This window comes from Pseudomonas sp. SAR267 (assembly GCF_052077595.1).
Taxonomy (GTDB): Bacteria; Pseudomonadota; Gammaproteobacteria; order Pseudomonadales; family Pseudomonadaceae; genus Aquipseudomonas; species Aquipseudomonas vlassakiae.
In genome coordinates, this window is the sequence record NZ_JBQIHU010000001.1 from 798,915 (window position 1) to 813,539 (window position 14,625).

At 64.1% G+C, this 14,625-nt stretch carries 14 protein-coding genes; 11 read left to right on the forward strand and 3 right to left on the reverse strand.

Annotated elements, in window-relative coordinates:
* The first annotated feature begins 292 nt into the window (after positions 1–292).
* From ACTORR_RS04080 to ACTORR_RS04120, 9 genes are all read left to right on the forward strand, one after another.
* A complete protein-coding gene (locus ACTORR_RS04080) occupies positions 293–778 on the forward strand; it encodes a flavin reductase family protein (RefSeq protein ID WP_054885122.1) in 486 nt (161 codons plus the stop codon).
* A 75-nt stretch (positions 779–853) separates the two neighbouring features.
* Complete coding sequence (locus ACTORR_RS04085; protein ID WP_054885123.1) at positions 854–1,894, forward strand: LLM class flavin-dependent oxidoreductase; 1,041 nt, start codon at positions 854–856, stop codon at positions 1,892–1,894.
* A gap of 547 nt (positions 1,895–2,441) precedes the next feature.
* Positions 2,442–3,038, forward strand: a complete 597-nt coding sequence (locus ACTORR_RS04090; RefSeq protein ID WP_003256068.1) for an amino acid synthesis family protein — start codon at positions 2,442–2,444, stop codon at positions 3,036–3,038.
* Positions 3,039–3,106: 68 nt separating this feature from the next.
* Positions 3,107–3,940, forward strand: a complete 834-nt coding sequence (locus ACTORR_RS04095) for an alpha/beta fold hydrolase (protein ID WP_054885124.1) — start codon at positions 3,107–3,109, stop codon at positions 3,938–3,940.
* Positions 3,937–5,418: an aldehyde dehydrogenase gene (locus ACTORR_RS04100; protein WP_054885125.1), complete on the forward strand. Its 1,482-nt coding sequence runs from the start codon at positions 3,937–3,939 to the stop codon at positions 5,416–5,418. Before ACTORR_RS04095 ends, ACTORR_RS04100 begins: the two co-directional genes overlap by 4 nt.
* Before the next feature lie 13 nt (positions 5,419–5,431).
* Positions 5,432–5,917 (forward strand): flavin reductase family protein, encoded by a 486-nt coding sequence (locus tag ACTORR_RS04105; RefSeq protein WP_054885126.1) that lies wholly within the window; start codon positions 5,432–5,434, stop codon positions 5,915–5,917.
* 198 nt (positions 5,918–6,115) lie between these two features.
* A complete protein-coding gene (locus ACTORR_RS04110) occupies positions 6,116–6,505 on the forward strand; it encodes a carboxymuconolactone decarboxylase family protein (protein WP_099813405.1) in 390 nt (129 codons plus the stop codon).
* Between the two features lie 90 nt (positions 6,506–6,595).
* Positions 6,596–7,342 (forward strand): GntR family transcriptional regulator, encoded by a 747-nt coding sequence (locus ACTORR_RS04115; RefSeq protein WP_054885128.1) that lies wholly within the window; start codon positions 6,596–6,598, stop codon positions 7,340–7,342.
* A 22-nt stretch (positions 7,343–7,364) separates the two neighbouring features.
* The gene (locus ACTORR_RS04120; protein ID WP_099813403.1) at positions 7,365–7,928 is read left to right on the forward strand and encodes an NUDIX hydrolase; all 564 of its coding nucleotides are present in this window, start codon (positions 7,365–7,367) and stop codon (positions 7,926–7,928) included.
* 31 nt (positions 7,929–7,959) lie between these two features.
* Here the strand turns inward: ACTORR_RS04120 and ACTORR_RS04125 are convergent, their stop codons facing one another.
* Both ACTORR_RS04125 and ACTORR_RS04130 read right to left on the reverse strand, forming a co-directional pair.
* The gene (locus tag ACTORR_RS04125) at positions 7,960–10,122 is read right to left on the reverse strand and encodes a hybrid sensor histidine kinase/response regulator (protein ID WP_313365303.1); all 2,163 of its coding nucleotides are present in this window, start codon (positions 10,120–10,122) and stop codon (positions 7,960–7,962) included.
* Between the two features lie 102 nt (positions 10,123–10,224).
* Positions 10,225–10,839, reverse strand: coding sequence for a LysE family translocator (locus tag ACTORR_RS04130; protein ID WP_099813399.1), 615 nt, complete (start codon positions 10,837–10,839; stop codon positions 10,225–10,227).
* A 111-nt stretch (positions 10,840–10,950) separates the two neighbouring features.
* Here ACTORR_RS04130 and ACTORR_RS04135 point away from each other — a divergent pair, with 111 nt between their 5' ends.
* Positions 10,951–11,403: an Lrp/AsnC family transcriptional regulator gene (locus tag ACTORR_RS04135; protein ID WP_054885131.1), complete on the forward strand. Its 453-nt coding sequence runs from the start codon at positions 10,951–10,953 to the stop codon at positions 11,401–11,403.
* A gap of 351 nt (positions 11,404–11,754) precedes the next feature.
* Entirely contained in the window at positions 11,755–13,167 is a 1,413-nt protein-coding gene (locus ACTORR_RS04140; protein WP_262110439.1) for a purine-cytosine permease family protein, read from the forward strand.
* 128 nt (positions 13,168–13,295) lie between these two features.
* On the opposite strand, the gene ACTORR_RS04145 is transcribed toward ACTORR_RS04140, so the two are convergent.
* On the reverse strand, positions 13,296–14,621 hold the full coding sequence (locus tag ACTORR_RS04145) for an FMN-binding glutamate synthase family protein (protein WP_054885133.1): 1,326 nt from the start codon (positions 14,619–14,621) through the stop codon (positions 13,296–13,298).
* Positions 14,622–14,625: the final 4 nt, after the last annotated feature.

The following is a 14,625-nucleotide window of genomic DNA, read 5'->3' on the forward strand; positions in this document are numbered from 1 at the left end:
TTATCTTTGTAAGGAAACCGCATCTAGGCGGCCTCTCAGCTGCGGACCATATTATGGTATTCCAAACTTGTGACAACACTGATCCGCAGTAAAAAACGCCCGCTGATCTGCTCGCACAACCCCTGCGACAAACCGCCTCACCGCTCAATCCCACGGTTTACGTGGCCTTGAGCCGTTCATCGTGAAAAACCAGGGCTGAAAATTCCGCTTGCAAAATAGGTATTACGGTATACCATCAGACAGATCAACGATAAAAACCGCGGACCACCGCAGCCCTTTAGAGGTACACCAGATGATCGACGCAAGCATCTACAAGAACGTCCTGGGCTCCTTCCCGTCCGGCGTGACCGTCATCACCACCCTGGACGACGACGGCTCGGTCGTCGGCCTGACCGCCAGTGCGTTCTCCTCCCTGTCGATGGACCCGCCGCTGGTGCTTTTCTGCCCCAACTACACCTCCGACTCCTACCCGGTCCTGATCAAGAACAAGCGCTTCGCCATCCATCTGCTCTCCGGTGGGCAGCAGGCCGAAGCCTACGCGTTCGCCAAGAAGGGCAAGGACAAGGCCGCCGGCATCGAGTGGACCCTGAGCGAACTGGGCAACCCGATCCTGGCCGGCGCCACCGCCGTCATCGAATGCGAACTGTGGCGCGAATATGAAGGTGGCGACCACGCCATCATGGTCGGCAAGGTACACAACCTGATCGTCCCTGAAGACGCACCACGACCGATGGTCTACTGCCGCGGCAAGATGGCCAGCCTGCCGGCCTTTGCCTGAAGCCTATTCTGAATCGAGACACCTGGCGCCTGCGCAGCCTGGCGACAGACACTTTCAAGCGTTGAGGAAAGCCCCATGAAATTTTCGTTGTTCGTGCACATGGAACGTTGGGATGAACAGGTCAGCCACCGCCAGCTGTTCGAAGACCTGACCGAACTGACCCTGATGGCCGAGCGCGGCGGTTTCAGCACCGTGTGGATCGGCGAACACCACGCCATGGAGTACACCATCTCGCCAAGCCCGATGCCGCTGCTGGCGTACCTCGCCGCGCGCACCGAGAAAATCCGCCTGGGTGCCGGCACCATCATCGCGCCATTCTGGAACCCGATCCGCGTGGCTGGCGAATGCGCCCTGCTCGACGTGATCAGCAACGGCCGCATGGAAGTGGGCCTGGCCCGTGGTGCCTACCAGTTCGAATTCGACCGCATGGCCGGTGGCATGCCGGCCACCGACGGCGGCAAGGCCCTGCGCGAAATGGTCCCGGTGGTGCGCAAGCTGTGGGAAGGCGACTACGCCCATGACGGCGAAGTCTACAAGTTCCCGACCTCCACCAGCGTACCGAAGCCGTTCAACGCCACCCCGCCGATGTGGATCGCCGCCCGCGACCCGGACTCGCACAACTTTGCCGTGGCCAACGGCTGCAACGTCATGGTCACCCCGCTGATGAAGGGCGACGAAGAAGTGCTGGACCTGAAGAACAAGTTCCAGGCCGCTCTCGACAACAACCCGGACGTACCGCGCCCGCAACTGATGGTGCTGCGCCACACCCATGTGCATAGCCCGTCCGAGCCCGAAGGCTGGAAAATCGGCGCCCAGGCCATCTCGCGCTTCTACCGCACCTTCGATGCCTGGTTCGGCAACAAGACCACCCCGGTCAACGGCTTCCTCGAGCCGAGCCCTGAGTCGAAGTTTGCCGAAGTGCCGGCGTTCCAACTGGAGAACATCCGCAAGAACACCATGATCGGCACCCCGGAAGAGATCATCGCCCGCATCAAGTACTACCAGGAGCTCGGTGTCGACGAGTTCAGCTTCTGGTGCGACAACAGCCTGCCCCACGCCGAGAAGAAAAAGTCGCTCGAGCTGTTCATCAAGGAAGTGGTGCCGGCCTTCGCCTGAATTCCCATTGCCTGAGACATTGCGGGACGCGCCCGCTCCCGTGGGCCCTTGTGGCCCGCGTGAGCGGGCTTTTTTTGGGGTGTACGCTTGAGTTGTATGGCGCCTGTGAGATCGAGCGCCGCCCGCGCGGCGCATCGCGGGCAAGCCCGCTCCCACATCTGTTTCGGGCCAATCTCTCCTGTGAAGCCAACAGGGACCGCCTTGTTGGCATGGCGATGCATCTCGGTGGAAGCCAACAGGGGCATGGCGATGCATCCTGGCGGGCGCTGATGCTGTTCCACCTGTCTCCAGTCATGCACCAAGGCGGATCCTGTTGGCGGAACAGGTGTAACTGGCCCGAAACAGATGTGGGAGCGGCGGTGCGGCGATCCGACTTGCCCGCGATGCGCCGCGCGGGCGGCGCTCGATCTCACAGGCGCCATACAACTCAAGGCGGACCCCACCTTTCGTCCCCCCGCAAGAGAAATTTCAAGCCACCTCTTGCGCAACAAATATTATGGTATACCATCAGACAACAAGAGCTGATAACCCTCACCAGGAGCCACCCATGAGTTTCGAAATCCGCAAGATCGTCACCTACTCCGAAGAGACCCGCATCGAAGGCGGCAAGGCCACCGACAAGCCGGTGACCATGGTCGGCCTGGCCGTCGTGATCAAGAACCCATGGGCCGGTCGCGGTTTCGTTGAAGATCTGAAGCCGGAAATCCGCGCCAACTGCTCGGAGCTGGGTGCCCTGATGGTCGAGCGCCTGACCGCTGCCATCGGCGGCGCCGACAAGATCGAAGCCTACGGCAAGGCCGCAGTGGTCGGCGCCGATGGTGAGATCGAGCACGCCTCGGCGGTGATCCACACCCTGCGCTTCGGCAACCACTACCGCGAAGCGGTACAGGCCAAGAGCTACCTGAGCTTCACCAACAAGCGCGGCGGCCCAGGCACCTCGATCCAGATCCCGATGATGCAGAAGGACGACGAAGGCCTGCGTTCGCACTACATCACCCTGGAAATGCAGATCGAAGACGCTCCGCGCGCCGATGAAATCGTTGTGGTCCTGGGCGCCGCCGATGGTGGCCGCCTGCACCCGCGCATCGGCAACCGCTACATCGACCTGGAAGAACTGGCTGCCGAAAAAGCCAACGCTCAATAACAACAACCAAGACGGGCCGGGGCGTGGCGTGCTTACCCGCCGCGCCCGACCTTCAAGGAGCGCCCTCCATGATTCAGCCTGTCGCTGAACGCACACCCGCCGGCACCAGCTACCTGTCCGTCGGCCAGGGCCAACCTGTGGTACTGATCCACGGCGTGGGCCTGAACAAGGAAATGTGGGGCGGGCAGATCGTTGGCCTGGCCAATGACTACCGCGTCATCACCTACGACATGCTCGGCCACGGCCAGAGCGCGCTGCCGGCCGCCGACACCGGCCTGGAAGGCTATGCCGCCCAGCTGGCCGAACTGCTCGACCACCTGCAGATTCAACAAGCCACCGTGATCGGCTTCTCCATGGGTGGCCTGGTCGCCCGTGCATTCGCCCTCCACTACCCGCAGCGCCTGGCTGCGCTGGTAGTGCTCAACAGCGTGTTCAACCGCACCCCTGAACAGAGTGCCGGCGTCATCGCCCGCGCCGCCCAGGCTGCGGAGCTCGGCCCCGATGCCAACGTCGACGCCGCTCTCGACCGCTGGTTCAGCCGTGAATACAAGGCTGCCAACCCGGCGCAGGTCGCTGCCATTCGCCAAGTGCTGGCGAACAACGACCCGCAGGGTTACCACACCACTTATTCGCTGTTCGCCACCCAGGACATGTACCGCGCCGGCGACCTGGGCAGCATTCAGGTGCCGACCCTGATCGCCACCGGCGAACTCGACTCGGGCTCCACTCCGGCCATGACCCGCCAGCTCGCCGCCAGCATTCCTGGCGCACAAAGCGTGGTCCTCGCCGAGCAACGGCATATGATGCCAGTGGAAGCACCCCGGGAAGTCAACAAGATGCTGCTGGACTTCCTCGCCCAAGCCCGCACCCTCACCGAATCCGCCAAGGGGATTGTTGCATGACCCTCGTTCGTTTCCAGATGTGCATCGATGGCCAATGGCTCGATGCCCAGAGCGGCAAGACCTTCGACAGCCTCAACCCGGCCACTGCCCAGGCCTGGGCGCAACTGCCCGACGCCGACGAAGCCGATGTCGAGCTGGCCGTCCAGGCTGCCCAGCGTGCCTTCGACAGCAAACAATGGCGCAGCATCACCGCCACTGCGCGCGGCAAGCTGCTGCGTCGCCTGGGCGACCTGATCGCCGAGAACAAGGAGCACCTGGCCCAGCTGGAAAGCCGTGACAACGGCAAGCTGATCCGCGAAACCCGTGGCCAGGTCGGTTATCTGCCAGAGTTCTTCCACTACACCGCAGGCCTGGCCGACAAGCTCGAAGGCGGCACCCTGCCGCTGGACAAGCCGGACCTGTTCGCCTACACCGTGCATGAGCCGATCGGCGTGGTGGCCGGGATCATCCCGTGGAACAGCCCGCTGTACCTGACCGCGATCAAGCTGGCCCCGGCCCTGGCCGCCGGTAACACCATCGTGCTCAAGCCGTCCGAGCACGCCTCGGCGACGATCCTGGAACTGGCTCGTCTGGCCCTCGAAGCCGGTTTCCCGGCCGGCGTGGTCAACGTGGTCACCGGCTACGGCCCAAGCACCGGCGCAGCCCTGACCCGTCACCCGCTGGTGCGCAAGATCGCCTTCACCGGCGGCGCCGCCACTGCTCGCCATGTGGTGCGCAGCAGCGCCGAGAACTTTGCCAAGTTGTCGCTGGAACTGGGCGGCAAGTCGCCCAACATCATCTTCGCCGACGCTGACCTGGACAGCGCCATCAACGGCGCCGTGGCCGGCATCTATGCAGCCTCCGGCCAGAGCTGCGTGGCCGGCTCGCGCCTGCTGGTACAGGACGAGATCTTCGACGAATTCGTCGAGCGCCTGATTGCCCGCGCCAAGCGCATCCGCATCGGCAACCCGCAGGACGACGCCAGCGAAATGGGCCCGATGGCCACCGCACAGCAGTTGGCCGTGGTCGAAGGCCTGGTCGCCGCGGCCAAGGCCGAAGGCGCCAGGCTGCACATGGGTGGCAAACGGGCCGAGGTCGAGGGTGACGGCTGGTTCTACGAGCCGACCCTGTTCGAGTGCGACAGCAACTCGATGACCATCATGCAGGAAGAGGTGTTCGGCCCGGTCGCTGCGGTGATCCGCTTCAAGACCGAGGAAGAGGCGCTGGCCATCGCCAACGACTCGCAGTTCGGCCTCGCTGCCGGCATCTGGACCCGCGACTTGGGGCGGGCCCACCGTCTGGCCCGCGATGTGCGTTCGGGGATCATCTGGGTCAACACCTACCGCGCCGTGTCGGCCATGGCGCCGATCGGCGGCTTCAAGAACAGCGGCTACGGCCGCGAGAGCGGCATCGATTCGGTGCTGGCCTATACCGAGCTGAAGACCGTGTGGATCAACCTGTCCACCGCGCCGATGCCCGACCCGTTTGTGATGCGCTAAGAGGTAGCACGAGATGATCGAACCAGGCATCTACAAAGACGTGATGGGCTCGTTCCCGTCCGGCGTCACCGTGGTCACCACCCTGGACGCCGACGGCGGCATCGTCGGCATCACCGCCAGCGCGTTCAGCGCGTTGTCGATCGACCCGGCGCTGGTGCTGTTCTGCCCCAACTACGCTTCGGACACCTACCCGATCCTGCGTGACAGCAAGCAGTTTGCCATTCACCTGCTGTCCGCCGACCAGACCGCCGAGGCCTACGCCTTCGCCGGCAAGGGCAAGGACAAGGCCAAAGGCATCGAGTGGCAGCTGAGCGAACTGGGCAACCCGCTGCTGACCAAGGCCACCGCGATCATCGAGTGCGAACTGTGGCGCGAGTACGACGGCGGCGACCACGCGATCATCGTTGGCGCAGTGAAGAACCTGGTGCTGCCGGCCGAGCCGGTGACGCCGATGGTCTACCACAAAGGCAAGCTGGGCGCCCTGCCGCCGCTGGGCTGATCCCCCGTCAAGTCGATGCTGGGGCCTTCGTGGGTAAACCCGCTCCCACAGGGATCGCACAGATGCTGAAACCTGTGCAGTCCCTGTGGGAGCGGGCTTGCCCGCGAAGAAGCCAACACCGATGACCCTGTTTTTCAGGGGCCGCGCTAATCGTCTCACCCTCGGTTGCGGCCCCTGTTTTAATCCGGAGTACTGCGCATGAGTAACGAAAAGTACGAGAAAGGCCTGCAGATCCGCACCCAGGTGCTGGGCGAGGCGTACGTCAACCGCTCGATCCAGAATGCCGATGAGTTCACCCAGCCGCTGCAGGAGCTGGTCACCGAGTATTGCTGGGGCCACGTCTGGGGCCGCGAAGGCCTCTCGCTGAAAGAGCGCAGCATGATAAACTTGGCCATGATTTCCGCGCTCAACCGGCCCCACGAGCTCAAGCTGCATATTCGCGGCGCCTTGCGTAATGGCCTGAGCCGTGAACAGATTCGCGAGATCCTGCTCCAGGTCGGCATTTATTGCGGCGTGCCCGCGGCGGTGGACAGCTTCCGCCTGGCCCGCGAAGCGTTCGCAGAAGCCGATGCGGAGTCAACCCGTTAACCGCGGGCTGTTCGAACCCACGCAAGGAGCACCGATGGTTCGTGGTGCTATTGCGGTTGCGGACGTGCAGCCTCATTCAGAGCGCACTTGATGAAACGCCAGCCCCTCGACGACAGCTTCAAGGTCAATCGCAACCCCGTTACCCTGCGCGAAATCGTGCTCGACAAGCTGCGCGGCGCGATCATGAACTTCCACCTGCTGCCGGGCGACCGCCTGGTCGAGCGAGACCTCTGCGACCGCCTCGGCGTCAGCCGCACCTCGGTGCGCGAAGCGCTGCGCCACCTCGAGTCCGAAGGCCTGGTGGAATTCGCCGATGCCAAGGGCCCGCGCGTGGCCATCATTACCCTGGAAGACGCCCGCGACATCTACGAGCTGCGCTGCGTGCTCGAAGGCCTGATCGTGCAGCTGTTTACCCTCAACGCCAAGGCCAAGGACATCCGTGCCCTGGAGCGCGCGCTCGAAGTCAACCGCGAAGCCCTGGAAGAAGGCGAGCTGCAGCAGGTGCTGGACTCGGTACAAGGCTTCTACGATGTGCTTCTGGAAGGCTCCGGCAACCAGGTTGCAGCCCAGCAGCTGCGCCAGCTGCAGGCACGCATCAGCTACCTGCGGGCTACCTCGGTGTCGCAGGAGAACCGCCGCGGCGCCAGTAACCGTGAAATGGAAAAGATCGTCGAGGCGATCAAAAGCGGCGACCCGCTGGTGGCCCACCAGGCATCGGTCGATCACGTGCGCGCCGCCGCCAAAGTGGCCCTGGAGTACCTGCGCCAGAAGCAGGACGACAACCCCAAGGTGCGCGACATGGTCGAGCCCCTGGCCCTGAAGGACCCACGTATATAAGCCCCTGCACAGGCCGCTGACCATGCCCAACGCCCCGCGCTACTGCCCACACTGCACCACGGAGCTGGCCCGGGGCGTTCCCACCGGCGACACCCACGAACGCCTGCACTGCAGCCGCTGCGGGTATATCCATTACATCAACCCGAAGATCATCGCCGGCTGCATTATCGAGCGTGACGGCAAGTACCTGCTGTGCCAGCGCGCCATCCCGCCGCGCCCGGGCACCTGGACCTTGCCGGCCGGGTTCATGGAAGCCGGCGAGACCACCGAGCAGGCAGCCTTGCGCGAGGTCTGGGAAGAAAGCGGCGTGCGCGCCGACATCGTCTCGCCCTACTCGATCTTCAGCGTGCCGAAGATCAGCGAGGTGTACATCATCTTCCGCGCCATCGCCACCGAGGAGACCGGGCAGTATGGGCCGGAGACGCTGGCGTACCAGTTCTTCGCCCCTGACGAGATTCCCTGGGACGACATCTATTACCCGGCGATCCGGCAGATTCTCGAGCGCTACATCCTCGAGCGCCAGGCCGGGGTGTACGGCATCTACATGGGCAATGACGACACCGGCAAGGTGCATTTCATGCGCTGAGGCGTGCCGGCCTCAGCGCCGGCACCGCCCGTTAACGCGGGTTGGCCAGCAAACGTGCGACGCTCTGCGCCAGTTCCGCCTGCCGGTAAGGCTTGCGCAGCCCTTCGAAACCCTTGAGTTCCCGCGGCGTGAGGTTGGCATAACCGGTGATGATCAGCACCGGTAGATCCACCCGCCGCTCGCGCATCTGTTGGGCAAAACGCACACCGGTCATCTCGGCCATGACATGGTCGGTGACCAGCACATCCGGCAGCCACCCCCGCTCCAGCAGATGCAGTGCCGCCGCCGCATTGCCGGCCTCGGTCACGTCATAACCCAGGTCGCGCAACTGCGCGGCGGTGGCATGGCGCACGATTTCCTCATCATCCACCAGCAGTACACGGTAGGGCCGGTCAGCCTGCGGCGCCTCGGGTATTTCGCTGTCCTTGCAAGGCGCCGCCACATCGCTGAGCGGCAACCACAACGTGGCCGTCGTGCCCTGCCCCACCTGCGAATCGATGGCGAAGCCCCCACCCGACTGCAATGCCAGGCCCTGAACCATCGGCAGCCCCAGGCCGGTGCCCTTGCCCACGCCCTTGGTCGAGTAGAACGGCTCGATGCAGCGGCGCAATTGCTCTTCATCCATGCCGCAGCCATTGTCACGCACCTGCAACCAGAGCAGGCGCGACGCAGCCAGGCCCGATGGCCGGGGCGGGCCGTCGGCATCCAGCCCGGCCCTGATCTGCAGCGCTCCGCCGTCGGGCATGGCGTCGCGGGCATTGACCACCAGGTTGAGCAAGGCCAGTTCCAGTTGGTGGGGGTCAGCCACCACCGAGGGCAGTGCCGGGTCTATCTGCACCTGAACGGCAATGGTCGGCCCTAGCGAGCGGGCCATCAGCTCGCGCATGTCCACCACCAGGTCCGCCAGCGACACCGGCTGCGGCTTGAGCGTCTGGCGCCGGGCGAAACTGAGCAGGCGCCCCACCAGGTTGCGCGCCCGCTCGGCCGCCTGCAGGCCGCCTTCGATCAGGCGCGGGGCACGTTCGGATTGAGGGTGTCGGCGCAGCAGTTCGAACGAGGCGATGATCGGCGTGAGCATGTTGTTGAGGTCGTGGGCGATGCCACCGGTCAACTGCCCGATCATTTCCAGCTTGTGGGCCTCATGCAACTGCAACATGGCCGCCTCGCGCTCGGCCAGCACCGCCGCGACGCGGTCCTCCAGGCTTTCGTTGAGCAGGTGCAGCGCGCGCTCGGCACGGGCGTGGGTGATGGCGGCCCAAGTCTGCTTGGCCGCTTCCTCGACCAACTGACAGTCGTCTTCAAAACACTGGCGCGGGGTATGGAAGTGCACGCCCAGCATCGCCTCCAGGCGCCCGGCGCGCAACACCGGGACATGCAGCGTGGTGCACAAGCCATCGCGGCGTGCCTGGTAGGCCTGCTGCACCACCTGGCCCGCCGCCAACTGCTCTCGCAGCGTCGTGCCAAAGGTGGCGTAGTCATGCTGACCGACCAGGGAGGGCAAGCCGTCGGCCCAGTCATGGGCCACCCGGAAACTGCGGCCGTCGCCCTGATCCTCACCGAAGCACACCCGTGCAGCACCCAGCTCCTGCGCCAGGCGCCTGACCGCATAGGCCTCGATGCGCTCGGCCTCGCCCAGCCCTGGCAAGGTCCGGCCCAGTTCCAGCAAGAACGCCTGGCGCTGCTGGAAGCGCACCCGCTCGGTGGTGTCGGCGACCAGGCACAATACGCCGCCGACGCTGCCATCGGCTTCGCGCACAGCAGAATAGGACACGTCGAAGTACACGGTTTCGCCAAGGCCCCGGCGTTCTATATAGAAGGGGCGATCCTTGGCCCAGAAGGTCTGACCGGTTTCACGCACGCCGCGCAGCAGCGGCTCGAGGTCGTCCCACAGTTCGCTCCAGTGCTCCTGCGCTGGCCTCCCGAGCGCAACAGGGTGCTTGGTGCCGATCGTCGGGGCGTAGGCATCGTTGTACAGGGCCACATAAGCTTCGCCCCAGAACAGTACGAACTGAGCTTGTGCCGGTAGCAGCATGGCCATCACCGCCTGCAGGTGCGGTGACCAGCTATGTGGCGGGCCCAGCGGCGAGCCACTCCAGTCCATTGTCTGCAGCAAATTGCCAATGCTGCCGCCGTTGAGCAAGAAGTTCGACGGGGGTTTCAGGGGGTCCGTGTTGTGTTGCTGAAGCGATCTCATGTCTGGGAGGTCCCGGGCACATTGCCATCCATCTGTGGATAGGAGACCTGCAACCAGCCGTTCGTTCCACTGAATTTTGCCGGGCGATCAGCGGTGCTGCGTTCAGCGCAGCTGGCCGCCAATCAACCCCAGCGCCACCGCCACCATTGCCATGCCAGACACGCGCCCTACCCACCTGGCCGCGCCGGGTCGGCTGCTCAACACCGCCTTGGCGCCGTAACCCACCAGCGAATAGATGACCAGCGAACTGCACAGGTGCACCAGCCCCAGCAGCAGGATCTGCAATGGCACCGGCCAGCTGGAGTGCGGGTCGGTGAACTGCGGCAACAAGGCCAGGAACAACAGAAATACCTTCGGGTTGAGCCCGCTCACGCAAAAGCCCTTGAATGCCCAGCGCGATCCCGACTCGCCCACGCTGGCCTGCGCGGCTTCTGGCGCAGCCGGGCTCAGCAGCAGGTTGCCGCCCAACCACAACAGGTAGGCGCAGCCAGCCAGGGTCAGCAGGGTCATCGCCAGCGGGTGACCAGCCAGCAGGCTGCCCACCCCTGCCGCCACCACCAGGGTGGCGAGCAAATGCCCTGACAACATGCCCGCCACCGCAGGCATTACCCAGCGCCCGCGCATCCCGGCAGAGATGGCATAGGCCCAGTCGGCACCGGGGGTAATCACGAACAACAACGACACGGCCCAGAACGCGGACAGCAGGCTGATTGCCACTTGAGTCTTCCTTTCACACAGTTTGCGGGTGAAGAAAGCCTACGGATTCCGCCAAGGGATTTTCTTTCGTATATTTCCCCTCTAGCCATTTTTTCTGGAAGATTCTTCCCGGTGGACAGAACAGACCGAAAGATCCTTGCTGAACTGCAAAAAGACGGTCGCCTCTCGGTGACTGAGCTGGCCGACCGTGTCGGTCTCAGCCTCTCACCTTGCCATCGGCGATTGAAGGCGCTGGAGGAGTCTGGCGCCATCCTTGGCTACCACGCGCGCCTGGCGCCCAGCGCATTGGGGCTGAACTTTGCCGCGCTGGTGTTCGTCACCCTGCGCGAGGTAACCCGCCAGCCGGTGGCGGATTTCGAGGCGGCGCTGGCGGAGATTGCGCAGATCGTCGAGGCCCAGCGGCTGTTCGGCGACCCGGATTACCTGTTGCATGTGGTGGCCAAGGACTTGCCAGCCTTCCAGAAACTGTATGACGAGCAACTGACCAGCATTCCCAATGTGAAACGCCTGAGTTCGACCTTGGTGATGAAGGAAGTGATTCAGGACCGGTTATTGCCGATGTAGCATTTTCTCCTGTAACGGCCTCTTCGCGGGCAAGCCCGGGAAGAGGCCGGTACAGGCAAACCTTCAAGCTGCCCTGTAAAGGCTCGCTGTGCACCAACACGGCCCACCCTTATTGCCGCCCACCGTCGCAACGCCCTCTATCACAAGCCCTCCAGCCTACTGGCACCCTCCTTGCTACCGTCCACCGCTTAACCTTTTGTCAGCCTTAGGTTTTTTAAGGTTTATGGGCACATATTTACTAATTTCTCGTTATCCCCGCGCCCCGCATCATCGCTCCAACAAGAACGCGTCGCCCTTCGCCGGCACGCATCCGGGCAGCACCCGATGCCCCACCTTGCCTTGGAGTCAGTCATGACCAGTGCAGCCAATTCGGCACCCCTCATAGAAAAACACACGATCGGCTATGTACCGCCGCAAGACCGCCATGGAAAGGTAAGGGATCTGTTCACATTGTGGTTCGGCGGCAACATCGCGCCGCTGCCCATCGTCACCGGCGCGCTGGGCGTGCAGCTGTTTCACCTGAACCTGGTGTGGGGCATCGTCGCCATCCTGGTCGGCCACCTGGTCGGCGGCGTGCTGATGGCGCTGCACTCGGCCCAGGGCCCGCAGATGGGTATCCCGCAGATGATCCAGAGCCGCGCCCAGTTCGGCACGCTCGGCGCCTTGCTGGTGGTGGTGATCGCCGGGGTGATGTACATCGGCTTCTTCGCCTCCAATATCGTTTTGGCTGGCAAGTCGCTGCATGGGGTGGTCGAGGCCGTACCGGTGCCGGTGGGCATCGTCATCGGTGCGTTGGGGTCGGGCATTATCGGCATCATCGGCTACCGCTTCATCCACGTGCTCAACCGCATCGGCACCTGGGTGCTGGGCATCGGCATCGTGGTCGGCTTCGGCTACATTTTCAGCCATGTGCAAAGTGACGACTTCCTCACCCGTGGCGGCTTCAACCTGGCCGGCTGGCTGGCCACCGTGTCGCTGGCAGCGCTGTGGCAGATCGCTTTCGCCCCGTATGTGTCGGATTACTCGCGCTACCTGCCGGCAGACGTGAAAGTCAGCTCGACCTTCTGGACCACTTACCTGGGTTCGGCGCTGGGTTCGAGCCTGTCGTTCATCTTCGGCGCCGTGGCGGTGCTGGCGATCCCTGCAGGTGTGGACACCATGGATGCAGTCAAGCTCGCCACCGGCACCCTCGGCCCGGTGATGCTGGTGCTGTTCCTGCTCAGCGTGATCAGCCACAACGCCCTCAACCTGTATGGCGCGGTGCTGTCGATCATCACCCTGGTGCAGACCTTCGCCTACCGCTGGATCCCCACCGCCAAGAGCCGTGCGGTGCTGTCGCTGATCGTGCTGGCCGCCTGCTGCGTGGTGGCGGTGTTCGCCTCGGCCGACTTCATCGGCCACTTCGTCGACATGGTGCTGGTGCTGCTGGTGGTGCTGGTGCCGTGGACGGCGATCAACCTGATCGACTTCTATGCGATCCACAAGGGCGAGTACGACATCCAGTCGATCTTCAAGGTCGATGGCGGCATCTACGGCCGTTACAACCCCCAGGCACTGATTGCTTATGTGGTGGGTATCGTGGTGCAGATTCCGTTCATGAACACGCCGCTGTACGTCGGGCCGATCTCCGAGCACATCAACGGCGCTGACCTGTCGTGGCTGGTGGGCCTGGCAGTGACCTCGCCGCTGTACTGGTGGCTGGCCAGCCGTGACAGTGCCTATCGCCGTCGGCAGACCACTGCCAAGTTGGCAATGGGGCACTGATTCATCTGCACCGGCCTCTTCGCGGGTGAACCCGCTCCCCCAGGGAAACTCAAGACTTGAAACTTGTGATATCCCTGTGGGAGCGGGTTTACCCGCGAAAGGGCCGCAAAGCGGCCCCAATGGTCCAGTCAGTACTGCGCCTGTCCTGGTACCCAGGCAGTTCCTGCCAGCGGCACCCGGGCCATGGCAGCGGCCTCGACGGTAAGCGCCACCAGGTCCTCGGGGTCGAGGTTGTGCAGGTGCGACTTGCCGCAGGCGCGAGCCATGGTCTGCGCTTCCAGCACCAGCACCCTCAGGTAGTTGGCCAGGCGCCGGCCGGCCTCCTCCGGGTTGAGGCGCTTGGCCAGGCCCGGGTCCTGTGTGGTGATGCCGGCCGGATCGCGGCCGTTCTGCCAGTCGTCATAGAACCCGGCGGCCGAGCCGATCTTCTTCAGCTCAGCGTCCAGCCGCGGATGGTTGTCGCCCAAGGCGATCAGCGCCGCCGTACCGATGGCCACGGCATCGGCACCCAACGCCATCGCCTTGGCCACGTCGGCACCGTTGCGGATGCCACCGGAGACGATCAGTTGCACCTTGCGGTGCATGCCCATCTCCTGCAGCGCCTGCACCGCCTGTGGAATGGCCGGCAGGATCGGGATACCGACATGCTCGATGAACACTTCCTGGGTGGCCGCCGTGCCGCCCTGCATACCGTCGAGCACAATCACGTCGGCGCCGGCCTTCACCGCCAGCTTGACGTCGTAGTACGGGCGGCTGGCACCGATCTTGACGTAGATCGGTTTTTCCCAGTCGGTGATTTCACGGATCTCGGCAATCTTGATCGCCAGGTCGTCCGGGCCGGTCCAGTCAGGGTGCCGACAGGCGCTGCGCTGGTCGACGCCGATCGGCAAGGTGCGCATGCCGGCCACGCGCTCGGTCACCTTCATGCCCAGCAGCATGCCGCCACCGCCCGGCTTGGCACCCTGGCCGAGGACGATCTCGATGGCGTCGGCCTTGCGCAGGTCATCGGGGTTCATGCCATAGCGTGAAGGCAGGTACTGATAGACCAGGTGCTGCGACTGACCACGCTCTTCCGGGGTCATGCCGCCGTCGCCGGTGGTGGTGCTGGTACCGGCGATGGTCGCGCCACGGCCCAAGGCCTCCTTGGCGTTGGCCGACAGCGCGCCGAAGCTCATGCCGGCGATGGTCACCGGGATCTTCAGGTGGATCGGCTTCTTGGCGAAGCGGTTGCCCAGCACCACGTCGGTGCCGCATTTCTCGCGATAGCCTTCCAGCGGGTAGCGCGACACGCTGGCGCCGAGCAGCAGCAGGTCGTCGAAGTGCGGCACGCGGCGCTTGGTGCCACCGCCGCGGATATCGTAAATGCCGGTTTCGGCGGCACGCTGGATTTCCTGGATGGTCAGGCGATCGAAAGTGGCCGACTCACGCAGTACCGGGGGGAATTGTTCGCTCATGGGA